Genomic DNA, 25203 nt, shown 5'->3' with positions numbered 1-25203 from the left:
GGGGCGGAGCGGTGTAAGAACAGTAGTCGTACGACCGTCGAAAGGATCGGTGCTGTGCTGAGTCCCGTGCTGCGCAAGGGGGTGGTGGCCGGACTCGCCTCGGCCTCGCTCCTGCTGTCCGCCTGCTCGTCCGCCGACGGCCCGGCGGCCGGTGAGGGCGCCCCCTCCTCTTCCGCGACGGCTTCGTCGACCGCTCCCCCGGGCGCGGCGAGCCCCTCACCCGATCTGCCGCCCGCCAAGGGCTCGGTCGAGGTGGTGAGGACCCTCACCACCGGCCTCGCGTCCCCCTGGGGCCTGGCCGTGCTGCCGGGCGGAGACCTGCTGGTGGCGTCGCGCGACGACGCGACCATCACGCGGATCGACGGGGAGAGCGGCAGGAAGACCCTGCTGGGTTCGGTGCCCGGGGTCGCCCCGTCGGGTGAGGGCGGGCTCCTCGGCCTCGCCGTCGCCCCCACCTTCGGCGCGGACCACCTGATCTACGCCTACTTCACCACCGAGTCGGACAACCGCATCGCCCGCATGCAGTACGACGAGAAGAAGCCGCCGGGCCAGCAGCTGGGGGCCCCGGACACCATCCTGCGGGGTATCCCGAAGGGCTCCATCCACAACGGCGGGCGGATCGCGTTCGGCCCGGACCGCATGCTGTACGCGGGCACGGGCGAGACGGGCGACACGGGTCTCGCCCAGGACAAGGCCTCGCTCGCGGGCAAGATCCTGCGGATGACCCCGGACGGCGAACCTGTGCACGGCAACCCCGAGGCCGATTCGGTGGTGTATTCCTACGGCCACCGCAATGTGCAGGGGCTCGCATGGGACGGCCGGAAGCAGCTGTGGGCCGCCGAGTTCGGCCAGAACACCTGGGACGAGCTGAACCGGATCGAACCGGGCGGGAACTACGGCTGGCCGGAGGTGGAGGGCAGGAAGGGCGAGGCCGGGTTCGTGGACCCGGTGGCCCAGTGGAAGACCTCCGAGGCGTCCCCGAGCGGCATCGCCTATGCCGGGGGGTCGATCTGGATGGCGGGGCTGCGCGGCGAGCGGCTCTGGCGGATCCCCCTCTCCGGCAAACCCGGCGCGGAACCGCTGGCGGCACCCCAGGCCTTTCTCGACGGGAAGTACGGCAGGCTCCGCACGGTCCTCGCGGCGGGCGGCGACACCCTGTGGCTGGTCACGAGCAACACGGACGGCCGCGGCACCCCGAAGCCGGGTGACGACCGGATCCTGCTCCTCAAGGTGCGGTAGCCGCCGGGCCGGGGGCGGCACGGCGGCGGCTGCCGGTGGTCAGCCGACCGTGTAGAGCCGGAAGCGGTGGGCCAGCGCGGCCGCCTCCCCACGGCTGGAGACGCTGAGCTTGGCCAGGATGTTGGAGACGTGCACGCTCGCGGTCTTCGGCGAGATGTACAGCTCCTCCGCGATCCTGCGGTTGGTGTACCCGGCCGCGACCAGCCGGTGCACCTCCTGTTCGCGCGAGGTCAGCCCGAACGACTCGATCGCGTCGACCGCCGGAGCCACGTCCTGCGCGCGCGTGCTCTCCGCCCTGGCCTCGTCGGCTCCCGGCGCGGCGGCGAGGGCGATCCGGGCCCGGCCGGCCAGCAGCTCGATGCTCTCCACCAACGGCCGCGCGTCGAGGGCCGCGGCCACCGAGTGGGCCTCGCGCAGGAGGCGGACGGCCCTGGCCCGGTCCCCGGAGGCGGTGAGTATCGCCTCCGCCCAGCGGTGACGGATCCGGGCGGACTCGTAGGGCCGCTGGAGCGGGGTGAAGGCCGTGGCGGCCCGGCACCAGTGGTCCGGAGTGTCCGCCCCTTCCGCCCTGGCCAGTTCCGCCTCGATCAGCACGCCGTATCCCGCCCACACGGGGACGAGCATGGGGGTCCGCTTCAGGTGCCCGCGGATCCGCTCCAGGACGGCCGGCCGTTCCGGGTCGGTGGCCGGCAGCCCCCGTGCGTCCGCCTCCATGGTGGCGGCGGCGTACAGCAGCGGGAGCGAGTAGCGCTGGGTGCCGGGCGGGAGACCGGCTTCGGACTGCGCCTCGAAGGCGGCGCGCGCCTCGGGGAGCCGTCCCTGCTGTGCCGCGAGGGTCATGGCCTGCCGGACCGGGCCGATCAGGTGCTGCGGCTGGGGGTCGTGCAGCCCGATGTGCCGCCTGTTGGCCGCCAGGTGCTCCGCGGCCGCCTCGAAGTCGCCGCGGGCCAGGGCCAGATCGGTCCGGTGCGAGGCGACGAGGCCGTTGGACTTGCGGGACCGGGCGAGCGGGGCCGCCGCGTCGAGGGCCCCTCGGCACTCCTCCCAGCGCCCCAGCGAGAAGTACGACTGCGCCTGGTTCGCCCTCACCCAGGCCTCGGACTCGGGGAGCCCGTGCCGGTGGCAGATGTCGATGCCGTGATCGGCGGCCCGCACCGATTCGAGGGAGCGGCCTATGGACTCCAGTGAGGAGGGCAGGTTGATGCTGGTGCGGCTCATCACACCCACCAGGCGCAGTTCCTCGGCCCGTTCCCGGACGGCGTACATCTCGGCGATGCCCTCCTCGACGGCTCCCGCGTCGATGGTGAGCCAGCCCCTGGTGAGCCGGGCGTGGAGTTCGATGGACTCCTCGCCCACCAGCCGGGCGTACTCCACGGCCCGGTCCGCGGCCACCAGCGTCTCCGCTCCGGGCCGGTGCAGAGCGCCCCAGCCGGCGACGGCGGCCAGGACGTCCGCGTGTACGGCCGACGGTTGGAGCCCTCGCACCAGGCCCTGGGCCGTGGCGAGTTCCTGCCACCCGTCGCCCCTGGAGAGCGTCTGCATCAGCAGGGAGCGCTGCACCCAGAACCACGCGGCCCGAAGGGGGTCGGTGTCCTGGTCCAGGATGCGCAGCGCCTTCTTCGCGATGGCCAGGGAGCGCTCGCGGTCGCCGCCGATGCGGGCGGCGACGGTGGCCTCCGCCATCAGGTCGAGGTAGCGCAGCGGGTTTGTCCCCGGCTCGCATCCGCAGCCGGGGTAGACCTCGGCGTAGTCCAGGGGACGCAGGGTCGCGCGCACCGCGTCCGGGACGTCGTCCCAGAGCTCCATCGCCCGCTCCAGCAGACGCAGTTGTTCGGAGTAGGCGAACCGCCGTCTGGCCGCGACGGCCGCCTGCAGCACTGCGGGCAGGGCCTTCGCCGCGTCGTGCGCGGCGTACCAGTAGCTCGCGAGGCGGGCGGCACGCTCGTCGGCGCGCACGAGCGACGGGTCCGCCTCCAGCGCTTCGGCGTAACGGCGGTTGAGGCGGGTGCGTTCGCCGGGCAGCAGGTCGTCGCTGACGGCCTCGCGCACGAGGGAGTGCCGGAAGCGGTAGCCGTCGCTGTCGGGCGCGGGCAGCAGGAGGTTGGCTCCGACGGCGGACCGCAGGGCCTCGTCGAGGTCGTCCTCGCCGAGCTGCGCGACGGCGGCGAGGAGGGGGTGTTCCACCGTGGAGCCGCCCTCGGCGACGATCCGGGCGATCCGCTGGGCGTTCTCGGGCAGCGCCTCCACGCGCACGAGCAGGAGGTCCCTGAGCGAGTCGGAGAGGCCGGAGCTGTCTCCGCAGCATTCGAGGCTGCGGGCGAGCTCCTCGACGAAGAAGGCGTTGCCGTCGGAGCGTTCGAATATGTCGTCGACGAGTCCGGCGTCCGGGACGGTCGCGAGGATCCCGGTGAGCTGCCGTCCCACCTCGGCGTGACTGAAGCGGTCGAGTTCGATGCGCCGGACCGTACGGAGTCTGTCGAGTTCGGCGAGCAGCGGCCGCAGGGGGTGGCGCCGGTGGACGTCGTCCGCGCGGTAGGTCCCGATCACGACCAGCCTGCCGCTGCGCAGGGTCCGGAAGAGGTAAGCGAGCAGATGGCGGGTGGAGGCGTCGGCCCAGTGCAGGTCCTCCAGGACGAGCACGACCGTGCACGCCGCGGAGAGGCGCTCCAGCAGCCGGGCCGCGAGCTCGAAGAGCCGCGCGGTGCCGTGCTCGTCGTCCGGGGCCCGGTCGGCCTCGCCCAGTTCGGGCAGCAGGCGGGCGAGTTCGCCCTCCTGCCCCGCCAGGGCTTCGGTCAGCTCGTCGGGCAGCGCACGGCGCAGGGCGCGGAGGGCCGTGGAGATCGGGGCGTAGGGCAGACCGTCGGCCCCGATCTCCACACATCCCCCGACGGCCACGACGGCCTCGCGGCGGCGGGCCGCCGCGAGGAACTCCTCGACCAGCCGCGTCTTGCCGACCCCGGCCTCGCCGCCGACGAGGAGGGCCTGGGGCTCGCCGGCTCCGGCCCGGGTGAGCGTGTCGGTGAGCGCGGCGAGTTCACCGGTCCGGCCGACGAAGACGGGGCTGACGGTGTTGGTCTCCACGTCGCCGAGCATCGCATACGCGTGCGACTTCGAGAGAGGGGTTTTCGGCTGGGGCTCCACCGCTACGCGGCACGGCCGAACCGGCCCCGCTCGTCCCCCACCCGCCCCTCGGTTTCGTCCCGTCCGGTACGCCGCGCCGAGCGCCGGGCGGCGCGGCGGGCGAGGACGGCCTGGCGCACGGTGCGCTGCTCCTCGGCCCGGTGGAGCAGTTCACCGACGGCGAGCTGGTGGAGTTCGTAGTGGTACATGGTCGTCTCCCCTGACGTGGAACGGAGTTGGTGCCACGGCGGTTGCCGTGGCACCACTCTCGTCCGGCAGGGGGCCTCACCGCATCGGGCGAGTGCCGTATCTCTGCGGGCGGGGGGCCTTAGGTGTCCTGCCGGACATCCCGAGGGCGCGCCTCGGGCCGTCGCCGGACGGCCCTACGTGTCCCGGCATCGCGCGTCGGCCCGACGCCGGACGTCCCTACGGTGCCTCCGCGCCCCGTCGCCGGACATCCCGATGGCGTGCCTCCGCCGGTCGTCCGCGAGTCGTCCGCGGGTCGTCCGCGGGTGGTCCGCGGGTGGTCCGCGGGTCGTCCCTGAGGAGACGCGCTCCACGCATCGCCTCGTGAACCGTGCCTGCCAGTAAGGCCGTTGGCTCCCGTCCCGGCGCCGACGACGCGGCCCCGCCCTCTGAACTCCGGCTGATCGACGGGGTGATCATCACGTTGTGACCGCCTTGCCGCAGGGTGCCAGGTGGATCCCGACGGCCGGTGGTGCCCGCCCACCCCCGGTGACGCACCGCGCACGGTCGGAGGTACGTCGTGACCCGCCTCAAGGCACGGCCGGCGGTCGGCACAGGACGCGGCGCTCGTCCACGGTGTGCCTCTGCCGGTGGACGCCTGCGCTCCGGCGATCCCGAGGCGGGGGCCGGCCCGGCGCGATGGCGTCGAGACGGCCTCTCCGGCGTCCGCGGACCATGCGGGGAGGCGCCGCCCGGAAGGCCGGGCGGCGCCTCGGAGTTCCCGTCCCGCCGGGGCCCGGCCTCCCGGAACCCGCGCGACCGGCTGTCCGGTTCCGGGGGCTCAGCCGCCGGCCGCGGACGGCAGGCCGACGAACAGGTCGAGGTACATGCCCACGGAGATCAGTACGCCCAGCACGCCGAGTGCGACGCCCGCCCAGGCCACGGAACGGATCCAGCCCGGCCGGGGCAGGGGGGACGGTGCCCCGAAGGCGGGCCGGACCAGCACGAACACACCGACGAGCAGGGCGAGCAGCGCGAACAGGCCGTTGACGAGCGCCGTGCTGTGCCAGGCGTCGCCGTAGATCTCGTTGATCTGCTGTGCGGCGCTGCCGCCGCCGGAGGTCTTGATCTGGCCGATCAGGGTTTCGCGCTCGGCGGCGACCCGGCCGGTCCACGCTCCGGAGAGGGAGACGATCCCGAGCCCGGCGGCCACGACGGCCGCGGCGCCGGAACCCGTCCCGGCGGACGCGGCGGCCTCCGCCTCTGCGTAGGGGTCGGACTCCAGCTCGCTCTCCAGGCCGTCCTCCGCCGCGGCGTCCGTCGCCGCCACGTCCATCGCGGTCACGTCCGACGCGGTCAGGCCGGGTGCGACGCCCGCCGGCACCGCGTCCTGCGCGGGGCCGGCCTTCTTCTCCAGGTCCGGTGCGGCGGCGGTCTCGCCCGCCGCCTTCTTCTCGGTGTCGTCGGTGGTCGTGGTGGAGGGGGTGGTCTTCATGCGCCGCACGCTAGGGGGCCCGTATGAGAACCTCCTTAACGCCGCACGCGCCGGACCCACAGCACGGGCCGGGCGCGGGCCCGGACCGGCCGGGCCGCGCGCCAGGGGTCCCGTGGGTGCGCGGGAGGCGGGGCCCGTCAGCCGGAGACGCTCGGCCTGCCGTTCTCGATGTGGCCCATCAGACGCCGCCGGAAGGACCCCTCCGCGTCCGCCGTCACGTCGAGGTCGTACCAGCCGTGGGAGTCGGCCGCCGAGTGGACGACGGTGCGGCTGCGGCCCGGCTTGACCTCGACCCTCCGGGTCCAGTCCAGCAGGTCGTCCTCCTCGACGTACGCCAGCGGCCGGACGACGAAGGTCAGGGTCCGGCGGCCGGTGTTGCGCAGGGTGAGGTGCAGGTCGCGCTCGTCGGCGTCGATCCTCGTGGCGAGTTCGGCGGGGCTGTCCGCGGTGCCCTCGAACTCCCGCCGGAAGCCGTTCGGCCCGGTGACCGTGAACCGGTACCGCTCACCGTGGAGGGGCACGGTCAGCTCGGCCTTCCTCCGGACGTCGCGGTGCTGCGGGACGGGGAACTCCCCTGCGTACGGGTACAGCGCGAAGTGCGTGGAGGACCTTCCGGTGTTGGTCAGGGACAGCCGCAGCCGGTCGCCGTCCATCAGCACCGCCTGTGCGTCGGGCTGGTAGGGCAGCGGCCTGGCGGGGCGGACGCCGGCCTCCTGGACGGGCATGCGCTGGTCGGCGGGCGGCCGCGGCTGCCACCGCCCGCCGAAGGGCGGGACGGCGCCCGGGGGTGCGATCTCAGGGCTGCGCTGCGTCCGGCGGAAGTCGAAGACCGAGGTGAGGTCGCCGGTGACCGAACGGCGCCAGTCGCCGATGTTCGGCTCCGCCACGCCCGTCCAGCGCTCCAGGAGGCGCACCACCGACGTGTGGTCGAAGACCTCGGAGCAGACGTAGCCGCCGACGGTCCACGGTGACACCACCAGGAGCGGCACCCGCACACCGAGCCCGGTGGGCTTGCCCTCCCAGCGTTCCTCGGTGACCTCGACGGGAGGGACCGGCGGCGGCACGTGGTCGAAGAAGCCGTCGTTCTCGTCGTAGTTGATGATGACGGCGGTGTGCCGCCACACGTCGGGGTGCCTGCCGAGCGCGTCGAGGATCTTGTAGACGATCGTCGCGCTGTGGACCGGGGACGAGACGCTCGGATGCTCGGAGTCGACCGCGGACGGCACCAGGTAGGACACCGCGGGCAGCGTGCCCGCGGCGACGTCGGCGGCGAAGGCGTCGGCCAGCGTCCCCGTCTCCACCCGGCGCAGACCGCGTTCGAAGAGGCTTCGCTCCGGGCGGGTCAGCATCGCGACGCCGTCCTCCAGCAGTCCGAGCAGCCGGTCGCGCTCGGGCCCCGCCCCGGCGTCCCGGACCGCCGCGTAGAAGGACTCCATGTAGGTGTGGCCGCCGGTCCTGACCAGGGCCTTGCGGGCCAGCGCCTTGAAGGTGCTGAAGAACTCGATCTGGTTGTCGGTGAAGTTCTCCCACTCGGTGTACGTGCGCCAGCTGCGCCCGGCCTTCTCCAGCCGCTCCGCGTACGTGCCCCAGCCGTAGCCGGGGTGGGTGCCCTCGTCGTATGCGTCGTTGCCGACGGCCCGGGAGCCGTTCGCCTCGAAGCCCGTCTTCCCGCTCCAGAGATGGTTGCGGTTGGGGCTCGTCGAGGTGTGGACGGAGGAGTGGTAGGCGTCGCAGACCGTGAAGGTGTCGGCCAGTTCGTAGTGCAGCGGGATGTCCCGGCGGTCGTAGTACGCCATGGTCGCGGCGGTCTTCGCGGTCACCCAGCCGTTCATCCACCCGTCGGCCCACGCCTTGCCGCCACCGCTCCAGGAGTGGTCGAGGGCACCGATGTACTGGAGGTCCTGCTTCTGCGTGGCGGCCGCCTCGCGCACGGGGAAGGGCAGCACCGCGGTACCGGCCGGTCCCGGCTGCTCGAAGACGGGCCTGCCCGACGGCAGCTCGATCGCATTGCGGTCGCCGAAGCCGCGGACTCCGCGGAGCATGCCGAAGTAGTGGTCGAACGAACGGTTCTCCTGCATCAGGACGACCACGTGCCTGATGTCCGCGAGGCCACCGGATCCCGTGGCCTGCTGCGGCTGCGCGGCCATGGCGGCCTGGAGCGACGGAGGCAGCAGCGAGCCCGCGGCTGCGGCCCCGAGGGCGCCGCCGCCCAGTGTGAAGAGCCGCCGCCGTGAAAAGTCCGTAGCCATGTGAGCCTCCCGAGAACCAGTGGTACGCCAGGAAGGTAGACAAGCGAGGTGGCGGCCGGAAGGCGTGCGCACGGCCCGGTGGTGAATGTCCGGCAGGCGCCGCGCACAGCCTGCGCCGGCCGGGGGCCGCACACGCCGCAGGGGCGGAGCATCCGGTGGATGCTCCGCCCCTGCGGTGTGGGCCCGGGTCAGCCCTCGACGCCGAGCTTCTCCAGGATCAGTTCACGCACCCGCGCGGCGTCGGCCTGGCCACGGGTGGCCTTCATGACCGCGCCGACCAGGGCGCCGGCGGCGGCGACCTTTCCGCCGCGGATCTTGTCGGCGATCGCCGCGTTGCCCGCGATGGCCTCGTCGACCGCCGTGCCCAGCGCGCCCTCGTCCGAGACGACCTTCAGGCCGCGCTTCTCGACGACGGTGTCCGGGTCGCCCTCGCCCGCGAGGACACCCTCGAGAACCTGGCGCGCCAGCTTGTCGTTGAGGTCACCGGACGCGACGAGTGCGGCCACCCGGGCGACCTGCGCCGGGGTGACCGGCAGCTCGTCCAGGCTGCGGCCGGTCTCGTTGGCGTTACGGGCGAGCTCGCCCATCCACCACTTGCGGGCCTGGTCGGACGGCGCGCCCGCCTCGGTCGTGGCGACGATCAGGTCGACCGCGCCCGCGTTGAGGATGGACTGCATGTCGTGCTCGTTGACGCCCCACTCGTCCTTCAGCCGCTGACGGCGGAGCCGCGGCAGCTCGGGAAGCTCCTTGCGGAGCTCCTCGACCCAGGCGCGGGACGGGGCGACCGGCACCAGGTCCGGCTCGGGGAAGTAGCGGTAGTCCTCGGCGTTGTCCTTGATGCGGCCGGCCGTGGTGGAGCCGTCCTCCTCGTGGAAGTGCCGGGTCTCCTGCACGATCGTCCCGCCGGAGTTCAGCACCGCGGCGTGGCGCTGGATCTCGAAGCGGGCGGCGCGCTCGACGGAGCGCAGCGAGTTGACGTTCTTCGTCTCGGAGCGCGTACCGAACGCCTCGCGGCCGTGCGGGCGCAGCGACAGGTTCACGTCGCAGCGCATCTGGCCCATCTCCATGCGGGCCTCGGAGACGCCGAGCGCCTTGATGAGCTCGCGGAGCTCGGCGACGTACGCCTTGGCGACCTCGGGGGCGCGTGCGCCCGCTCCCTCGATCGGCTTGGTGACGATCTCGATGAGGGGGATGCCCGCACGGTTGTAGTCGAGCAGCGAGTGGGAGGCGCCGTGGATGCGGCCGGTGGCACCGCCGACGTGCGTCGACTTGCCGGTGTCCTCCTCCATGTGGGCGCGCTCGATCTCCACGCGGAAGATCTCGCCGTCCTCCAGCTGGACGTCCAGGTAGCCGTTGAAGGCGATCGGCTCGTCGTACTGCGAGGTCTGGAAGTTCTTCGGCATGTCCGGATAGAAGTAGTTCTTCCGGGCGAAGCGGCACCACTCGGCGATCTCGCAGTTCAGCGCGAGCCCGATCTTGATGGCGGACTCGACGCCGATCTCGTTGACGACCGGGAGCGCGCCCGGCAGCCCGAGGCAGACAGGGCAGGTCTGCGAGTTGGCGTCCTGCTTGAGCTCGGTGGAGCAGCCGCAGAACATCTTGGTCTTGGTGCCCAGCTCGACATGGACCTCGAGGCCCATGACGGGGTCGTACGTCGCGAGGGCGTCCTCGTACGACTCCAGGTCAATGACAGTCACGGTGAAACTTTCCCTCTCAGCCCAGCAGGACGTCGTCGTCGCCGAGACGCTTGAGTTCGCGGTAGAGGATCGCCAGGCCGGTGACGATCGCGGCGGCCGAGACGGCGGCGTCGATCAGCCGGAGGGTGTCGCTCTCCTGCCGGGCGAGCTTGGCCTGCTTCGCGACGCTCAGCGCGCCGAAGGCGGTGGTGCCGAGCGACAGGTACACGCCGGACTTGGACTTCTTGAAGTTCTTGGCCTTCTTGGTCATTGCACTCACAGTGACGGAGCCTCCTCAAGCAGCGGGTGACCCCACTTTTCCACGAAGGCGGCCTCGACGGCGGCTCCGACCTTGTACAGCCGGTCGTCCTTCATGGCGGGGGCGATGATCTGCAGCCCCACCGGCAGCCCGTCCTCCGGGGCCAGGCCGCAGGGAAGCGACATGGCGGAATTACCGGCGAGGTTGGTCGGAATGGTGCACAGGTCCGCGAGGTACATCGCCATCGGGTCGTCGGCGCGCTCGCCGATCGGGAAGGCCGTGGTGGGCGTCGTCGGGGAGACGATGACGTCGACCTGTTCGAACGCCTTCTCGAAGTCCCGGGTGATGAGGGTGCGGACCTTCTGGGCCGAGCCGTAGTACGCGTCGTAGTAGCCGGAGCTGAGCGCGTACGTACCGAGGATGACGCGGCGCTTGACCTCGTCGCCGAAGCCGGCCTCGCGGGTGAGCGCGGTGACGTCCTCGGCGGAGCGCGTGCCGTCGTCGCCGACCCGCAGGCCGTAGCGCATGGCGTCGAAGCGGGCGAGGTTCGAGGAGCACTCGGACGGCGCGATCAGGTAGTACGCCGAGAGCGCCAGGTCGAACGACGGGCAGTCGAGCTCGACGACCGTGGCACCGAGGGACTTCAGCAGCTCGACGGACTCGTTGAACCGCTGGACGACGCCGGCCTGGTAGCCCTCGCCCGAGAACTGCTTGACGACGCCGACGCGCATGCCCTGTACGGAGCCGTTGCGCGCGGCCTCGACGACCGGCGGGACCGGCGCGTCGATGGAGGTCGAGTCGAGCGGGTCGTGTCCGCCGATGACCTCGTGCAGGAGCGCCGCGTCCAGGACCGTGCGGGCGCAGGGGCCGCCCTGGTCGAGGGAGGACGAGAAGGCGACCATGCCGTAGCGGGAGACGCCGCCGTAGGTGGGCTTGACGCCGACGGTGCCGGTGACGGCGGCGGGCTGGCGGATGGAACCGCCGGTGTCCGTGCCGATGGCCAGCGGCGCCTCGAAGGAGGCCAGCGCGGCGGAGGAGCCGCCGCCGGAGCCGCCCGGGATGCGGGTGAGGTCCCACGGGTTCCCGGTCGGGCCGTAGGCGCTGTTCTCGGTGGAGGACCCCATGGCGAACTCGTCCATGTTGGTCTTGCCGAGGATGACGACGTCGGCCGCCTTCAGCTTCCTGGTGAGGGTCGCGTCGTAGGGCGGGACCCAGCCCTCGAGGATCTTCGAACCGACGGTGGTCGGCATGTCCTTCGTGGTGAAGATGTCCTTGAGCGCGAGCGGGACGCCGGCCAGCGGGCCGAGCTTCTCGCCCGCCTCACGCTTGGCGTCGACGGCGCGGGCCTGCGCGAGCGCGCCCTCACGGTCGATGTGCAGGAAGGCGTGGACCTTCTCGTCGATGGCGTCGATCCGGGCCAGGTGGGCCTCGGTGACCTCGACGGCCGTCAGCTCGCCGGAGGCGATCTTCGCGGCGATCTCGGCCGCGGTGAGCTTGATGATGGTGCTGATGTCCGTCATGGCTGTTAGTCCTCCCCCAGGATCTGCGGCACCTTGAAACGCTGCTGCTCCTGGGCCGGGGCGCCGGAGAGCGCCTGCTCGGGGGTGAGCGACGGACGGACCTCGTCCGCGCGCATGACGTTCGTCAGCGGCAGCGGGTGGGAGGTCGGCGGTACGTCTTGGTCGGCGACCTCGGAGACGCGGGCGACCGCGCCGATGATGTCGTCGAGCTGACCGGCGAAGTGCTCGAGCTCTTCGCCCTTCAGCTCCAGACGCGCCAGCCGGGCGAGGTGGGCGACCTCCTCGCGCGTGATGCCAGGCATGCAGCGATCCTCAGGGTTTGGTGTGTGGTTTTGGCCCAATCCTATGGGGTCGCCGGGCACGCCCGTGGCCGAGCCGATCGGGGCCGGGCGCCGATTGAGGACAAAACGGCCGCCCGGTGTGCCCGTGGCTCAGGCGGTCGCCGGTCCGGGGTTGAGCGCGCGCCCCGCGGACCTGGGTTCCAGCTCGGGCAGCACGGCCGCGGCCCTCAGCTCGGACGGCCGCCGCCAGCCGTGCTCGCCCCGTGCCCTCAGCCAGGCCGTCGTCTCCTGCGGCGGCATCGCGGCCGCGACGAGCCAGCCCTGCACGGCGTCGCAGTGCAGGTCCCGCAGCCGCTCCCAGGTCTCGTCGTCCTCCACGCCCTCGGCGACCACGATCAGCCCGAGCGAATGGGCGAGGTCGATGGTGCAGCGGACGATCTCGGCGTCCTCGTGGTCCACGGCCAGCCGCGCCACGAACGAACGGTCGATCTTGAGCTCGCTCACCGGCAGCTTCCGCAGGTGGACGAGGGAGGAGTAGCCGGTGCCGAAGTCGTCCAGCGACATCTTCACTCCGTGCGCCGTCAGTCCCGCCAGGGTGTCGGCGGCCCGCTGCGGGTCCTCCAGCAGGACGTGTTCCGTGATCTCCAGCTGCAGCGACCCCGCAGGCACGCCGTGCCGGGCGAGCCGGGCCGCCACGCTGCCCGCGAAGCCGGGCGTGTGGACGTCGCGGGGCGAGACGTTGACGGCCACGGGCACGAAGAGGCCCTGGGCACGCCACCGGGCCACCTGGGCCAGCGCCGTCTCCAGCACGTACTCCGTGAGGTGGGGCATGAGCCCGGAGGACTCGGCGATCGCGATGAACTCGTCCGGGGGGACCCGGCCGCGCTCCGGGTGCACCCAGCGGACGAGGGCCTCCAGGCCCGCCACCTGACCGTCGAAGCGGACCTTCGGCTGGTAGTGGAGCTCCACCTCCCGGGCGTCCAGGGCGCGGCGCAGGTCGCCCAGCAGGCCCAGCCGGTCCGGGGTGTTGCTGTCCCGCTTCGACTCGTAGACCTCGACGCCCGTACGGTCCCGCTTGGCCTGGTACATGGCGACGTCCGCCCGCCGCAGCAGCCCCTCGGCGTCGAGGGCGTGGTCGGGGTGGACGGCGACCCCGGCGCTCGCCTCCAGCACCAGGGTCAGTCCGTCGAGGTCGAGCGGCGAGGAGAGGGCGGCGACGAGGTGGCGTGCGACGCGCTGGGCGCTGGTGGTGGAGTCCGCCGTCGGCAGCAGGACGGCGAACTCGTCGCCGCCGAGCCGCGCGGCTTCCGCACCCCGCGGCAGGGCGAGCCGCAGCCGCTCCGCGATCTGGAGCAGGAGCCGGTCACCGGCCAGGTGTCCGAGGGTGTCGTTGACGGCCCGGAAGCGGTCCAGGTCGATCAGGACGAGCGCGGACCGGGTGCCGGTGCCCCGGGTCTCCTCCAGTGCGGTCCACGTCCGCTCCAGCAGCCACTGCCGGTTCGGCAGGCCGGTCAGCGGGTCGCGCAGCTGCTCCTCGGCCCGCGCCCGGGCGATCCACAGCGTGGAGTCGAGGGCGATCAGCGGTACGGCGAAGAGGGGCAGCAGCACGGGCGTGGCCGAGGCCACCACGCAGATCAGGGGGGCGATGCCGAGCAGGGCCACCGCGACGAGCCCCTGACGCAGCAGCGCGGTACGGGCGATCGTCGGCAGCCCGCCGGTCCGGGAGGCCCGGGCGTACCACAGAAGAGCTCGGGTGACGAGCAGGTACACCGCTGCGGCGAGCAGCACCTCCGGCAGGGCCGCGATGCCCCAGTGGAGTGGCCGCCAGGGTGTCTCGACCGTGGGTGCCTCGCCGAACGCCGACAGCACGAGCGCCGCGGCCCCGACGCCGAGTATGTCCACGGCACCGTGTAACAGGCCCTGCCACCAGCGGTGGCGCCTGGCCATGCCGACGAGGACCACGACGACGAGGCTGACCAGCCCGGCCGGCACCCAGCCGTAGAGCAGGAGGACCGCAAGCGTGAGGGCGGCACCGGAACCGGTGCCGCCCCACCAGCGGTCGCGCCCGAGGGCGACCAGATGTCCCACGATGATCCCGGTGAGCAGGGCGAGCGACCAGCCCGCGGCGCCGTCGGGGAACAGGGCGCGTCCGTCCTGGACCGTCCGGTAGAACCCGGTGGCGAGCTGGAGTGCGGCGACCGCCACGATCACCGTGCCCGCCCGTGACGTCAGGCCCACGAAACCCTGCAGCCGCGACACCGGTGCGGCGCTCTCGGTCGGTTCCATTCCGTCCCTCTCACAGCCGGCGGTGCCGATGTCCCACGGTGGCCCCCGCTCCCATGCCCACACGACCCGATTCCCGCCCCGCGCCAGGGCACGGCAGGTGCTCGTTCAACAGTAGGCCGCCGGAGGCCCGCGCGGGCAGCGCTCTGCAGCTCTTGCCCGAATGCGGACCGGGGAGCCCGCGCCGCCCGCTGTCCGCCGAACGGGTGGTGCGGACGGGCCGGTCCGGTCCTTCCGGCCCGTCCCCTTGATTCCCCGCGGGGCACGGGCCACGCGTCACCTGTGTATCGATCGCGCCTCGATCAGGCCTCCGCGGGAACAGCGGCCTCCCTGGCCGCATCCGGCCCCTGTCCGAGGAGCACGGCGAAGCCGTCCTCGTCGAGGACGGGCACCTTGAGCTGCATCGCCTTGTCGTACTTCGACCCCGGGTTGTCACCCACCACGACGAAGGAGGTCTTCTTCGACACCGAGCCGGTGACCTTGGCGCCCAGGCTCTGGAGCGCGTCCTTGGCACCGTCCCGGGTGTGCGTCGCGAGCGTGCCGGTGACGACCACGGTGAGCCCCTCCAGGGGCCGGGGGCCCTCGTCGGCGCCCGCGCCCTCGTCCTCCATACGGACTCCGGCCTCACGCCACTTGCGCAGGATCTCGCGGTGCCAGTCCTCGGCGAACCACTGCTTGACCGAGGCGGCGATGATGGGCCCGACCCCGTCGGCCGCGGCCAGTTCCTCCTCGGACGCCTCGTCGATCCGGTCGACGGAGCGGAACTGGCGGGCCAGTTCCACCGCGGCCACCGGTCCCACGTGGCGGATCGAGAGCCCGGTCAGGATCCGGGCGAGCGGTGCCTCCTTGGCGGCGGCGATGCCTTCCAGCATGCCGAGGGCGTTCTTCTTCGGCTCGCCCTGCTGGTTGGCGAAGACGGTGGCGATCTTCTCCTCGCCCGTCTTCGGGTCGCGCTTGGGCAGGCCGCTGTCCGGGTCCAGGACGTACGCCCGGATGGGCAGCAGCTGCTCCACCGTCAGCCCGAAGAGGTCGCCCTCGTCCAGCAGCGGCGGCTCGGCGGGTTCCAGCGGCCTGGTCAGGGCCGCCGCGGCCACGTAGCCGAAGTGGTCGATGTCCAGGCACTTCCGGCCGGCCAGGTATGCCAGCCGCTCCCTCAACTGGGCCGGGCACGAGCGGGCGTTGGGGCAGCGGAGGTCGATGTCGCCCTCCTTCATGGGGCGCAGCGCCGTCCCGCACTCGGGGCACTCCGACGGCATGACGAACTCGCGCTCGCCGCCGTCGCGGAGGTCGACGACCGGGCCGAGGATCTCGGGGATGACGTCGCCCGCCTTGCGGAGCACCACCGTGTCCCCGATGAGGACGCCCTTGGCCTTCACGACGTTCTGGTTGTGGAGGGTGGCGAACTCCACCTCCGACCCCGCCACCTCCACGGGCTCCACCTGGGCGTAGGGCGTGACCCGGCCGGTGCGTCCCACGCCCACGCGGATGTTGACCAGCTTGGTGTTGACCTCCTGCGGGGCGTACTTCCAGGCGATGGCCCAGCGCGGCGCGCGGGAGGTGGAGCCGAGCCTGCCCTGGAGGGGGATCTCGTCGAGCTTGATGACGACGCCGTCGATCTCGTGCTCGACGGACTGGCGGTGCTCGCCGAAGTAACCGATGAACTCCCGCACCTCGTCGAGCGTCTCGACGACCTTGTTGTGCCGGGCGGTGGGCAGGCCCCACTCCCTCAGCAGGTCGTAGGCCTGTGAGAGGCGGTCGATGTCGAAGCCCTCGCGGGCGCCGATGCCGTGCACCACCATGTGCAGCGGGCGGGTTGCGGTGACCTTGGGGTCCTTCTGCCTGAGCGAGCCCGCCGCCGCGTTCCGCGGGTTGGCGAAGGGCTTGTCACCGGCCTCGACGAGCCGGGCGTTGAGCCCTTCGAAGGCCTCCATGGGGAAGAAGACCTCCCCGCGGATCTCGACGAGGGCGGGAATCCGGTCGCCTTCGAGGCGGTGCGGGATCTCGGCGATCGTACGGACGTTGGGGGTGATGTCCTCGCCCGTGCGGCCGTCGCCGCGGGTCGCCGCGCGGGTCAGCCTGCCGTGCTCGTAGGTGAGGTTGACCGCGAGCCCGTCCACCTTGAGCTCGCACAGGAAGTGGTAGCCGCCCCGGCCCACGTCCTTGGCCACACGCTCGGCCCAGGCCGCGAGTTCCGCGTCGTCGAAGGCGTTGTCCAGGGAGAGCAGGCGCTCCCGGTGCTCGACGGAGGTGAACTCCGTGGTGTACGGGCCCGCGACCTTCTGGGTCGGCGAGTCCGGGGTGCGCAGCGCGGGGTGCTCGTCCTCGACGGCCTCCAGCGCGCGCATCAGCCGGTCGAACTCGGCGTCGCTGACGACCGGCTGGTCCTTCACGTAATAGCGGAAGCGGTGGTCCTCGATCTGCTCGGCGAGGAGTGCGTGCTGCTCACGCACCTCCGCCGGCACACCGGTCAGCTGCTGTGCCTGCTCTTCGCCGGCCATCGTCCGTTCCTCCCGTTGACCCGTTACTCAGGGTTGTCTGCGAGCGACTTCGCGGCCCGGGCGCAGTGGGCGAGCGCGGCGCGCGCGTACGCGGGCGACGCCCCCGCGAGCCCGCAGGACGGAGTGATCACGACGGACTCGCTGAGAGTCCCCGGATTCAGCCCCAGCCTGCTCCACAACGTCCTGACCTCCTTGACGCTACCGCCAGGGTCCGACAATGCGGTCGAGGCGCCGTCGAGACCGGGAACCACGCCGAGGAAGAGCTGGGTACCGCCCTCGACGGCTTCCCCGATCGCCTCCTCCTCACGCTCGGTGAGCAGCGAGAAGTCGAAGGAGACGCCCCCCGCTCCGGCCCGGCGCAGCAGCGCGAAGGGCACCTCGGGGGCGCACGAGTGGACGACCGTGGGCGAGGAGCCGTTGACGGCGAGCAGGTCGCGCAGCGCTCCTTCGACGACCTGCCGGTCCACCGCGCGGTAGGTGCGGTAGCCGCTCGCGGACCTCACCCGCCCGCGCAGTACGGCGGTCAGGGAGGGCTCGTCGAGCTGGAGCACGACCTCCGCGCCGGGAATCCTGCGCCGCACCTCGGCGAGGTGGGAGCGCAGGCCCTCGGCGAGGGAGCCCGCCAGGTCGCGGCAGGCCCCCGGGTCGCCGAGCATGGCCTCCCCGCCGCGCAGTTCGAGCCCTGCCGCCAGGGTCCAGGGGCCGACGGCCTGGACCTTGAGCAGCCCTTCGTAGCCCTGGGTGAACTCCTCCAGGGCGTCGAGGTCCTCGCCCAGCCAGGAGCGGGCGCGCCGGGTGTCGCGGCCGGGCCGGTCGCTGACGCGCCAGCCGCTGGGCTCGACGTGGCCGTACAGGTCGACGAGCATGCCGATCGTCCGGCCGGTCATGTCGGCCCCGGGTCCCCGCGCGGGCAGCTCCCCCAGGTACGGCATGCCCTGGCCGTCGGCGAAGGACCCCGTCACGGTTCTGGCCGTCTCCCGGGCGTCCCCTCCCGGCATGGACCCGATCCCGGTGGCTGCACTCGCGCTGAACCCGCTCTTCTCGCTCACGCGGAAAGCCTACGGGCCCCGGGGTGCCGCTCTCAGCGGCCGGGGCGGACCGTCAGGTCGGTGACCTCGGCGTCCCGGGGCAGATCGAGCGCCATCACGATCGTCGTGGCCACCGACTCGGGGTCGATCCAGCGCGAGGCGTCGTACTCCTTGCCCTCCTGCTGGTGGACCTTGGCCTGCATGGGGCTCGCCGTACGGCCCGGGTAGACGGTGGTGACGCGGACCCCGGAGCCGTGCTCCTCGTGGCGCAGCGAGTCGGCGAGCGCCTTGAGGCCGTGCTTGCTGGCCGCGTAGGCACCCCATTCGGCGTGCGCGGCCAGCCCGGCGCCGGAGTTCACGAACACGACGTGGCCCTGGGAGACGCGCACCTGGGGCAGCAGCAGCCGGGTCAGTTCGGCGGGGGCGATCAGATTGGCGTTGATCTGGAAGTGCCAGGCTTTCGGGGTGAGTTCGCCGATCCGGCCGAGTTCGACGACTCCCGCGACGTGGAGCAGCGAGTCGAGGCGGTCGGGCATCGTCTGCTGGCCGAAGGCCCAGGAGAGCCGGTCGGGGTTGTCCAGGTCGCCGACGAGCGTGCGGGCGCCGGGGTGGAGCGCAGCCAGTTCCCTGGCGCGGGCGGCGTTGCGGGCGAGCAGCACGAGGTCGTCGCCGCGTTCCCGGAGGCGGCGGGCGACGGCCTCGCCGATTCCGGAGCCGGCGCCGGTGATGAGATGAGTAGGCATGCCCTCATGCTCGCATCACGCCCGGCGCCCTCCGCACGGTGTCCCGGACCTCACCCCAGGCCGCCGGACTCCTCCAGGTAGGCGAGCGCGCCGACGGCGTCCTTCGCGAAGAACACCAGGTCGGTGAGGGGCAGCGGCAGGAAACCCTCGTCGTCCATGCGCTGGAACTGCTGGCGCAGACCGTCGTAGAACCCGGCGGTGTTGAGCAGCACGACGGGCTTGGCGTGCTTGCCGTGCTTCTTCAGTTCGAGGATCTCGGTCGCCTCGTCGAGCGTGCCGGTTCCCCCGACCATGATCACGACGGCGTCGGCCTTCTCCAGGAGCAGGGCCTTGCGCTCGGCCAGGTCCTTGGCGATCACCATCTCGTCGGCGTCCGTCCGCGCCTTCGCCGCAAGGAAGTCGACCGAGACCCCGACGAGCCGCCCGCCGGCCTCCTGCACCCCGTCGGCCACGACCTTCATCAGCCCGCTCTCGGACCCGCCCCAGACCAGGGTGTGCCCGCCCCGGCCCAGCAGCTCGGCGAACTCGCGTGCGGGCCCGGTGTAGCGGTCGTCGAGGTCGGCGGCGGAGAGGAAGACGCAGATGTTCATGGGGACACCGTACGACCGGCCCGGGACGCGGGAAGAAACCGGCCTCCCGGGGGGCTGAAGCACATATGACCTCCACCACAGGACACACCATCACCGTGGAACCCGCCGACGTGCACGTGCGGGCGGTGCACGACGGACAGGTGCTCGCCGAGAGCCGCAGGCCGCTGGTGCTGCGCGAGACGGGCTGTCCGGTCCGCTACTACCTGCCGCCCGAGGACGTCCGCACGGACCTGCTGACGCCGTCCGCCACCCGTACCCACTGCCCGTTCAAGGGCGACGCGTCCTACTGGTCGCTGCCCGGTGCGGCGGACCTCGTGTGGGCCTATCCGGAGCCCAGGGACCAAGTCGGTCCGATCAAGGACCACTTCTGCTTCTACGCCACCGAGGTGGTCACCGGCTGACCCCCGGAAACTTCTCTCCGCCGGGGCGATGAGTTCCGCGGGGCCCGGGAGTCCACCCTCACATGGACACGACTCTCTCCCGCGACGGCACGTCGATCGCCTATCGCCGCCGCGGCGACGGGCCGCCGGTGGTCCTCGTCGGCGGGGCCCTGGGCACGGCGGCCGACGAGGCGCCGCTGGCCGCGCTCCTGGCCCCGCGCTTCACGGTCGTCACGTACGACCGCCGGGGCCGCGGGAGCAGTGGCGACAGCGGGCCGTACGCGGTGCGCCGCGAGATCGAGGACCTGGCGGCGGTGGCGGCCCGGGTGGGCGGGCGCGTCTCGCTGTTCGGCATGCTGTCCGGCGGAGCGCTCGCCCTGGAGGCGCACGCCGCCGGACTGCCCGTGGACCTGCTGGCGGTCTACGAGCCGCCGTACACATCCGGCCCCGCCGGACGCCCGGACGCGTCCCGGCATACGGCGCTGCTGCACCGCCTGCTCGCGGCGGGCGACCGGGCGGGGGCCGTGGCACTCCACCTCGCGCGTGCGGGGGTCCCGGAGGCGACGGTCGCCCGGATGCGCCGGGCGCCACTGTGGCGGGGGCTCGAAGCGGTGGCCCACACCCTCGCGTACGACGAGGCGCTGCTGGGCGACGGGGCGGTGCCCGTCGGGAGGTTCGCCTCCCTCACGGCACGCACTCTCGTCGTGACGGGCGGTTTCAGCACCCCGCAGGCGCACGAGACGACGCTCGCCCTGGCGGCGGCCGTCCCCCGTGCCAGGCACCGCACCCTGACGGGTCAGACCAGCGAACTGGCACCGCATGTGATCGCACCGGTCCTGGAGGACTTCTTCGCCCGGGACTCGTCCCTGCGCACGGCGTCCTGAGGGCTGTCCCGCGACAGGGCTCCGCGAGGACGCCCGGCGGCACCACGGACCTCCGCGCGGGACACCGGCGCGGGGCATCCGGCACGGCCGGGTCGTCGCAGGGGAGCGACCTGGCCGGTCCGGACGTCGTCAGCCGGCCGCGGCCGCCGTCTCGCGCCTGACGGTCGTCGCGATCGTGGCCGAGCCGACGACCCGCGTCCCGTCGTACAGCACGACCGCCTGGCCGGGGGCGACTCCGCGCACCGGCTCGGTGAAGGTGACGGACAGGATGCCGTCCACCAGTTCCGCCGTCACCTCGGTCTCACCGCCGTGGGCGCGGAGCTGGGCGGTGTAGGTGCCGGGACCCGTGGGGGCCGTGCCGCACCAGCGGGGCTTGATGGCGGTGAGGGCCGTGACGTCCAGGGCCTCGGCGGGGCCGACCGTCACGGTGTTGTTCACCGGGGAGATGTCGAGGACGTAGCGGGGCTTGCCGTCCGGGGCCGGGTGGCCGATGCGCAGGCCCTTGCGCTGGCCGATGGTGAATCCGAACGCGCCCTCGTGGGTGCCGACCTTCGCGCCCGACTCGTCGAGGATGTCGCCCTCGGCGGGCCCGCCGAGGCGGCCTGCCAGGAAGCCCTGGGTGTCGCCGTCGGCGATGAAGCAGATGTCGTGGCTGTCCGGCTTCTTGGCGACCGCCAGGCCCCGGCGCTCGGCCTCGGCCCGGATCTCGTCCTTGGTGGTGAGGGTGTCACCCAGCGGGAACATCGCGTGGGCGAGCTGCTTCTCGTCCAGGACACCGAGGACGTAGCTCTGGTCCTTGGCCATGTCGGAGGCGCGGTGCATCTCACGGGTGCCGTCGTCCTTCAGGACGACCGTGGCGTAGTGGCCCGTGCACACGGCGTCGAAGCCGAGCGCGAGCGCCTTGTCGAGCAGCGCGGCGAACTTGATCTTCTCGTTGCAGCGCAGGCACGGGTTGGGGGTGCGCCCCGCCTCGTACTCCGCGACGAAGTCGTCCACGACGTCCTCGCGGAAGCGTTCCGCCAGGTCCCAGACGTAGAAGGGGATCCCGATGACGTCCGCGGCGCGGCGCGCGTCACGGGAGTCCTCGATGGTGCAGCAGCCCCGCGCGCCCGTGCGGAAGGACTGCGGGTTCGCGGAGAGGGCGAGGTGCACGCCGGTCACGTCGTGGCCCGCCTCGGCGGCACGCGCCGCGGCGACGGCGGAGTCGACTCCGCCGGACATGGCGGCGAGCACGCGGAGAGGGCGCTGGGAGATCTGAGTCATAGCCCGTCCAGAGTACGGGGCCCGGGGAACCGAATCCTCGCGGATATGCGTTGAGGAGCACATGGGTAACAACGGGAGTGCCGGTTCATCAGGGAAAGGCCCTGGTCACGGCATCAGTCGGCGGGCGCTGCTGATCGGCGGCGGGGTCGCGGCCGCGGGCACGGCCGCGCTGGCCGTGGACGAGATCAGGCACGTCTGGTGGCGGATGCCCGGCGTGGAGAAGCCGCGCGATCCCGGCGAGCTGGACTACACCCCGGCGCGGTGGATCGCCGCGTCCGAGGCGAACTGGCGGCGCGCCGACCGGCCGGACGACTACAGCGTGGACCGGGTGATCATCCATGTCACCCAGGGCAGTCTCGCCGGCGCGGTGAAGGTCTTCCAGGATCCGGCGCACCGGGCCGCGACGCATTACATCGTCGGGCAGGACGGCCGGGTCACGCAGATGATCCGCGAGCTCGACGTGGCGTTCCACGCGGGCAACCGCTCGTTCAACGAGCGCAGCGTCGGCATCGAGCACGAGGGGTTCGTGGACCGGCCGCAGGACTTCACGAAGGCGATGTACGAGTCGTCGGCGCGCCTGACCGCCTCGATATGCAGGCGCTACGACATCCCGGTCGACCGCGAGCACATCATCGGGCACGTGGAGGTGCCGGGCACGGACCACACCGACCCCGGCCCCCACTGGGACTGGAACCGCTACATGAAGCTGGTGCGCGCCGCGTCGACGGCGGTTCGGTCCACGGCGCGTCCGTCCACGGCGTCCGGCTGACCCTCCGCGCCCGGCGGCGACCGTGCGGCCCGGCGTTCCGTGCCTGCCCCGGTCCGCGCCGCCGGCCCCCGTCCCTCAGCTGAGCCCCGCCGTCCTGGCCCGGTCGACCGCCGGGCCGATCGCTCGTGCGAGTTCCTCGACGTCCCGGGCGGTGGAGGTGTGGCCCAGCGAGAAGCGCAGGGTGCCGCGCGCCAGGCCGGGGTCGGTTCCGGTGGCCAGCAGCACGTGGCTCGGCTGGGCGATGCCCGCCGTGCACGCGGAACCGGTGGAGCACTCGATCCCCTGGGCGTCGAGCAGCAGCAGCAGGGAATCGCCCTCGCAGCCGGGGAAGGTGAAGTGGGCGTTGGCGGGCAGCCGGCCGCCCGGGGCCGGGTCGCCCCCGAGGAGCGCGTCGGGGACGGCCTTCAGGACCGCCGCGACCAGCTCGTCGCGGAGCCGCCCGATCTCACGCGCGAACGTCTCGCGTCCGTCCACGGCATGCCGTCCGGCGACGGCGAACGCCGCCACGGCGGCCACGTCGAGCGTCCCGGAGCGCACGTGCCGTTCCTGCCCGCCCCCGTGCAGCACGGGCACCGGCGTCTGGTCGCGGCCGAGCAGCAGCGCACCGGTGCCGACCGGGCCGCCGATCTTGTGCGCGCTGACGGTCATCGCGGCCAGCCCCGAGCGGGCGAAGTCGACCTCCAGCTGCCCGAACGCCTGCACCGCGTCGGCGTGCATGGGGACACCGAACTCCTGCGCCACCTCTGTGAGTTCACGTATCGGCATGACGGTGCCGATCTCGTTGTTCGCCCACATCACGGTGATCATGGCCACGTCGTCCGGGTTACGGGCGAGGGCCTCGCGCAGTACGTCGGGGTGCACCCGCCCGTGGGCGTCGACCGGCAGGTACTCGACGGTGGCGCCTTCGTGCTCCGCCAGCCAGTCCACGGCGTCGAGGACGGCGTGGTGCTCGACGGGGCTGGCGAGTACCCGGGTGCGCCGGGAATCGGCGTCGCGGCGGGCCCAGTAGAGGCCCTTCACGGCGAGGTTGTCGGCCTCGGTGCCCCCCGAGGTGAGGACCACCTCGCTGGGGCGGGCTCCGAGCGTGTCGGCAAGGGTCTCTCTGGACTCCTCGACGGTACGGCGGGCCCGGCGCCCGGCGGCGTGCAGTGAGGACGCGTTGCCGGTGACGGCGAGCTGCGCGGTCATCGCCGCGATCGCCTCGGGAAGCATCGGTGTGGTCGCGGCGTGGTCGAGGTAAGCCATGGTGGAACCGATTCTACGAGCCCGCGGTGGGGCGCGTGCCGGGCGCATCGCGTACCGGCGGGCGCGAGCACCCCGGCCCGCCCCCGAGGCGCCGTCCCGCTGCGGGACATCAGCCCGCGAGGCTCCAGGAGACCGTGCCGTTGGCGGTCACGAGCACCGCGAGGACGATCAGGTCGGCGACGCCCAGGCCCAGCCCCAGCAGGGCGCGCCCGCGCCGGGTGGTGGAGCGGGCGAGGGCCACGAGCGCCATGACGATGGCGACGGGGCCGAGCAGGATGTTCATCACCAGCAGGCCGAGCAGCCCGAGCACGAACGACGCGACGGCCAGCCCGTCGGCCTCCCGGGACGGCTTGCGGGTGCGGGCGGCGGGGCCTGCGCCCGCACCGGTTCCGCCGGGGGCCGCCTCGCCGGACGAGGTGTCACGGGTGGCGGTCGCGGGCGAAGTGGGCCGTGCGTCGGGCCGGTTCCTCCGGAGCCGGTCTCCGGTGGAGCGGCCGGCGTGCGCGGTCGTGAGTGTCATGGTGCGGGCTCCTTCGTCAGCGGGTGCGGCGGGCGAGGCGTTCACGGACGCCGAAGACCGCCAGCCAGAGACCGATCACGGCCGCGGCGGCCAGGGCCAGCGGAAGCGGAAGGTGTGCGACCGCTCCGAGGACGACCCCCAGCAGGAGCAGGGCTGCGACGAGGACGAACATGCCGGTGCCTTTCTGCGAAGTTTGAGAGTACGACTGTTCACTGACTTTTGAGTCTAGACCCTCGACCCCCTTCCCCGTCTCGGAGAACGGTTGTTTACTGAATGGCATGAGTCACACCGTCGGCATCCGCCAGGCCCAGAAGCTGAAGACACGTCAGGCACTCCTCGACGCGGCACTCGGACTGCTGGAGCACCAGAGCCTGAGCAGCCTGGGCCTGCGCGAGGTGACCCGCGCCGTGGGCGTGGCCCCGACCGCCTTCTACCGGCACTTCGACGGCACGGCGGACCTGGGTGTGGCGCTGGTCGAGGAGACCCTGGACAGCCTGCACGGAATGATCGGCGCGATCCTCGCCGAGACGGGTGACACCGAGGAACGGCTCGACCGCAGCGTTGAACTGATAGCTCGTCACGTGACGGCCCAGCCTGCCCACTTCAGGTTCATCGCACGGGAGCAGCACGGCGGGGTGGGACAGGTCCGCGAGGCCATCGCCGCCCAGTTGGGGCTGTTCGCAGAGGAGGTGGCCGGGGTCCTTGCCGAGGAGCCCGAGTCCGCGGGGTGGGAACCGGAGGACCTGCTCATGCTGGGCGGGCTGTACGTCGACCACATGGTGCTCACCGCGTCGGCGCTGCTGGACGCGGGCCCCGGAGGCCGTCAGGAGGTCGTGAGGGTGGCGCGTCGCCGGCTGCGCCTGGTCACGCTCGGCAGGACGCACTGGCTCGACGCACCCTGAGGACGGCCCCGGGGCGCCCCGGCCGGGCGGGGCGCGGCCACCTGGGGGGCGCCGAGCCGGGACGCACGGCCCG

Annotated in this window: 22 protein-coding genes; 5 read left to right on the top strand and 17 right to left on the bottom strand. The window is 72.7% G+C overall.

The window, feature by feature from the left end:
* The first annotated feature begins 54 nt into the window (after positions 1 to 54).
* Positions 55 to 1239, top strand: a complete 1185-nt coding sequence (locus OHT61_RS22935) for a PQQ-dependent sugar dehydrogenase (protein WP_329040802.1) — start codon at positions 55 to 57, stop codon at positions 1237 to 1239.
* A gap of 39 nt (positions 1240 to 1278) precedes the next feature.
* On the opposite strand, the gene OHT61_RS22930 is transcribed toward OHT61_RS22935, so the two are convergent.
* The 13 genes from OHT61_RS22930 to OHT61_RS22870 form a co-directional block, all read right to left on the bottom strand.
* Positions 1279 to 4332 carry a helix-turn-helix transcriptional regulator gene (locus OHT61_RS22930; RefSeq protein WP_329040799.1) on the bottom strand — a complete coding sequence of 1018 codons (3054 nt, stop codon included), beginning with the start codon at positions 4330 to 4332 and terminating at the stop codon, positions 1279 to 1281.
* A gap of 50 nt (positions 4333 to 4382) precedes the next feature.
* Positions 4383 to 4568, bottom strand: a complete 186-nt coding sequence (locus OHT61_RS22925) for a hypothetical protein (protein WP_329040798.1) — start codon at positions 4566 to 4568, stop codon at positions 4383 to 4385.
* Positions 4569 to 5386: 818 nt separating this feature from the next.
* Positions 5387 to 6040 carry a hypothetical protein gene (locus OHT61_RS22920; protein ID WP_443049514.1) on the bottom strand — a complete coding sequence of 218 codons (654 nt, stop codon included), beginning with the start codon at positions 6038 to 6040 and terminating at the stop codon, positions 5387 to 5389.
* 137 nt (positions 6041 to 6177) lie between these two features.
* Positions 6178 to 8289: a phosphocholine-specific phospholipase C gene (locus OHT61_RS22915; RefSeq protein WP_329040795.1), complete on the bottom strand. Its 2112-nt coding sequence runs from the start codon at positions 8287 to 8289 to the stop codon at positions 6178 to 6180.
* A gap of 188 nt (positions 8290 to 8477) precedes the next feature.
* Positions 8478 to 9986 carry an Asp-tRNA(Asn)/Glu-tRNA(Gln) amidotransferase subunit GatB gene (gene gatB / locus OHT61_RS22910; RefSeq protein WP_329040794.1) on the bottom strand — a complete coding sequence of 503 codons (1509 nt, stop codon included), beginning with the start codon at positions 9984 to 9986 and terminating at the stop codon, positions 8478 to 8480.
* 16 nt (positions 9987 to 10002) lie between these two features.
* Positions 10003 to 10236, bottom strand: a complete 234-nt coding sequence (locus tag OHT61_RS22905) for a hypothetical protein (RefSeq protein ID WP_327122222.1) — start codon at positions 10234 to 10236, stop codon at positions 10003 to 10005.
* A gap of 5 nt (positions 10237 to 10241) precedes the next feature.
* Complete coding sequence (gene gatA, locus OHT61_RS22900) at positions 10242 to 11744, bottom strand: Asp-tRNA(Asn)/Glu-tRNA(Gln) amidotransferase subunit GatA (protein WP_329040793.1); 1503 nt, start codon at positions 11742 to 11744, stop codon at positions 10242 to 10244.
* A 5-nt stretch (positions 11745 to 11749) separates the two neighbouring features.
* The gene (gene gatC, locus OHT61_RS22895) at positions 11750 to 12046 is read right to left on the bottom strand and encodes an Asp-tRNA(Asn)/Glu-tRNA(Gln) amidotransferase subunit GatC (RefSeq protein ID WP_014153935.1); all 297 of its coding nucleotides are present in this window, start codon (positions 12044 to 12046) and stop codon (positions 11750 to 11752) included.
* Positions 12047 to 12175: 129 nt separating this feature from the next.
* Positions 12176 to 14311, bottom strand: coding sequence for a putative bifunctional diguanylate cyclase/phosphodiesterase (locus tag OHT61_RS22890; protein WP_329040789.1), 2136 nt, complete (start codon positions 14309 to 14311; stop codon positions 12176 to 12178).
* 299 nt (positions 14312 to 14610) lie between these two features.
* Positions 14611 to 16806, bottom strand: coding sequence for an NAD-dependent DNA ligase LigA (gene ligA, locus OHT61_RS22885; protein ID WP_329040787.1), 2196 nt, complete (start codon positions 16804 to 16806; stop codon positions 14611 to 14613).
* Between the two features lie 23 nt (positions 16807 to 16829).
* Positions 16830 to 17855 (bottom strand): methionine synthase, encoded by a 1026-nt coding sequence (locus tag OHT61_RS22880; RefSeq protein WP_329040786.1) that lies wholly within the window; start codon positions 17853 to 17855, stop codon positions 16830 to 16832.
* A gap of 32 nt (positions 17856 to 17887) precedes the next feature.
* Positions 17888 to 18577 carry an SDR family oxidoreductase gene (locus OHT61_RS22875; protein ID WP_329040785.1) on the bottom strand — a complete coding sequence of 230 codons (690 nt, stop codon included), beginning with the start codon at positions 18575 to 18577 and terminating at the stop codon, positions 17888 to 17890.
* A 50-nt stretch (positions 18578 to 18627) separates the two neighbouring features.
* Positions 18628 to 19167, bottom strand: a complete 540-nt coding sequence (locus tag OHT61_RS22870) for a TIGR00730 family Rossman fold protein (protein ID WP_329040784.1) — start codon at positions 19165 to 19167, stop codon at positions 18628 to 18630.
* 65 nt (positions 19168 to 19232) lie between these two features.
* Here OHT61_RS22870 and OHT61_RS22865 point away from each other — a divergent pair, with 65 nt between their 5' ends.
* Both OHT61_RS22865 and OHT61_RS22860 read left to right on the top strand, forming a co-directional pair.
* Complete coding sequence (locus OHT61_RS22865; protein WP_329040783.1) at positions 19233 to 19568, top strand: DUF427 domain-containing protein; 336 nt, start codon at positions 19233 to 19235, stop codon at positions 19566 to 19568.
* A 62-nt stretch (positions 19569 to 19630) separates the two neighbouring features.
* Entirely contained in the window at positions 19631 to 20431 is an 801-nt protein-coding gene (locus OHT61_RS22860; RefSeq protein WP_329040781.1) for an alpha/beta fold hydrolase, read from the top strand.
* 129 nt (positions 20432 to 20560) lie between these two features.
* On the opposite strand, the gene mnmA is transcribed toward OHT61_RS22860, so the two are convergent.
* Positions 20561 to 21694 (bottom strand): tRNA 2-thiouridine(34) synthase MnmA, encoded by a 1134-nt coding sequence (gene mnmA / locus OHT61_RS22855; RefSeq protein ID WP_329040780.1) that lies wholly within the window; start codon positions 21692 to 21694, stop codon positions 20561 to 20563.
* Between the two features lie 61 nt (positions 21695 to 21755).
* Here mnmA and OHT61_RS22850 point away from each other — a divergent pair, with 61 nt between their 5' ends.
* A complete protein-coding gene (locus tag OHT61_RS22850; RefSeq protein WP_329040779.1) occupies positions 21756 to 22463 on the top strand; it encodes an N-acetylmuramoyl-L-alanine amidase in 708 nt (235 codons plus the stop codon).
* 75 nt (positions 22464 to 22538) lie between these two features.
* On the opposite strand, the gene OHT61_RS22845 is transcribed toward OHT61_RS22850, so the two are convergent.
* The 3 genes from OHT61_RS22845 to OHT61_RS22835 form a co-directional block, all read right to left on the bottom strand.
* A complete protein-coding gene (locus tag OHT61_RS22845) occupies positions 22539 to 23708 on the bottom strand; it encodes a cysteine desulfurase family protein (protein WP_329040778.1) in 1170 nt (389 codons plus the stop codon).
* A 109-nt stretch (positions 23709 to 23817) separates the two neighbouring features.
* Entirely contained in the window at positions 23818 to 24228 is a 411-nt protein-coding gene (locus OHT61_RS22840; protein ID WP_329040777.1) for a DUF4190 domain-containing protein, read from the bottom strand.
* Positions 24229 to 24244: 16 nt separating this feature from the next.
* Positions 24245 to 24400, bottom strand: a complete 156-nt coding sequence (locus OHT61_RS22835; protein ID WP_329040775.1) for a hypothetical protein — start codon at positions 24398 to 24400, stop codon at positions 24245 to 24247.
* Between the two features lie 106 nt (positions 24401 to 24506).
* Here OHT61_RS22835 and OHT61_RS22830 point away from each other — a divergent pair, with 106 nt between their 5' ends.
* Positions 24507 to 25130 carry a TetR family transcriptional regulator gene (locus OHT61_RS22830; protein ID WP_329040774.1) on the top strand — a complete coding sequence of 208 codons (624 nt, stop codon included), beginning with the start codon at positions 24507 to 24509 and terminating at the stop codon, positions 25128 to 25130.
* Positions 25131 to 25203 lie beyond the last annotated feature (73 nt).

Origin of the sequence: Streptomyces sp. NBC_00178, assembly GCF_036206005.1 — a bacterium.
GTDB lineage: Bacteria > Actinomycetota > Actinomycetes > Streptomycetales > Streptomycetaceae > Streptomyces.
Note: the sequence above shows the minus strand (reverse complement) of the source record. Positions and strands in the feature narration are given on the sequence as shown.

Coding starts and splice junctions, on each gene's coding strand:
- OHT61_RS22930 (WP_329040799.1), bottom strand. CDS start 4,332: ATGCTCGGCGACGTGGAGACCAACACCGTCAGCCCCGTCTTCGTCGGC.
- OHT61_RS22925 (WP_329040798.1), bottom strand. CDS start 4,568: ATGTACCACTACGAACTCCACCAGCTCGCCGTCGGTGAACTGCTCCAC.
- OHT61_RS22920 (WP_443049514.1), bottom strand. CDS start 6,040: ATGAAGACCACCCCCTCCACCACGACCACCGACGACACCGAGAAGAAG.
- OHT61_RS22915 (WP_329040795.1), bottom strand. CDS start 8,289: ATGGCTACGGACTTTTCACGGCGGCGGCTCTTCACACTGGGCGGCGGC.
- OHT61_RS22905 (WP_327122222.1), bottom strand. CDS start 10,236: ATGACCAAGAAGGCCAAGAACTTCAAGAAGTCCAAGTCCGGCGTGTAC.
- gatA (WP_329040793.1), bottom strand. CDS start 11,744: ATGACGGACATCAGCACCATCATCAAGCTCACCGCGGCCGAGATCGCC.
- gatC (WP_014153935.1), bottom strand. CDS start 12,046: ATGCCTGGCATCACGCGCGAGGAGGTCGCCCACCTCGCCCGGCTGGCG.
- OHT61_RS22890 (WP_329040789.1), bottom strand. CDS start 14,311: ATGGAACCGACCGAGAGCGCCGCACCGGTGTCGCGGCTGCAGGGTTTC.
- ligA (WP_329040787.1), bottom strand. CDS start 16,806: ATGGCCGGCGAAGAGCAGGCACAGCAGCTGACCGGTGTGCCGGCGGAG.
- OHT61_RS22875 (WP_329040785.1), bottom strand. CDS start 18,577: ATGCCTACTCATCTCATCACCGGCGCCGGCTCCGGAATCGGCGAGGCC.
- OHT61_RS22870 (WP_329040784.1), bottom strand. CDS start 19,167: ATGAACATCTGCGTCTTCCTCTCCGCCGCCGACCTCGACGACCGCTAC.
- OHT61_RS22865 (WP_329040783.1), top strand. CDS start 19,233: ATGACCTCCACCACAGGACACACCATCACCGTGGAACCCGCCGACGTG.
- OHT61_RS22860 (WP_329040781.1), top strand. CDS start 19,631: ATGGACACGACTCTCTCCCGCGACGGCACGTCGATCGCCTATCGCCGC.
- mnmA (WP_329040780.1), bottom strand. CDS start 21,694: ATGACTCAGATCTCCCAGCGCCCTCTCCGCGTGCTCGCCGCCATGTCC.
- OHT61_RS22850 (WP_329040779.1), top strand. CDS start 21,756: ATGGGTAACAACGGGAGTGCCGGTTCATCAGGGAAAGGCCCTGGTCAC.
- OHT61_RS22845 (WP_329040778.1), bottom strand. CDS start 23,708: ATGGCTTACCTCGACCACGCCGCGACCACACCGATGCTTCCCGAGGCG.
- OHT61_RS22840 (WP_329040777.1), bottom strand. CDS start 24,228: ATGACACTCACGACCGCGCACGCCGGCCGCTCCACCGGAGACCGGCTC.
- OHT61_RS22835 (WP_329040775.1), bottom strand. CDS start 24,400: ATGTTCGTCCTCGTCGCAGCCCTGCTCCTGCTGGGGGTCGTCCTCGGA.
- OHT61_RS22830 (WP_329040774.1), top strand. CDS start 24,507: ATGAGTCACACCGTCGGCATCCGCCAGGCCCAGAAGCTGAAGACACGT.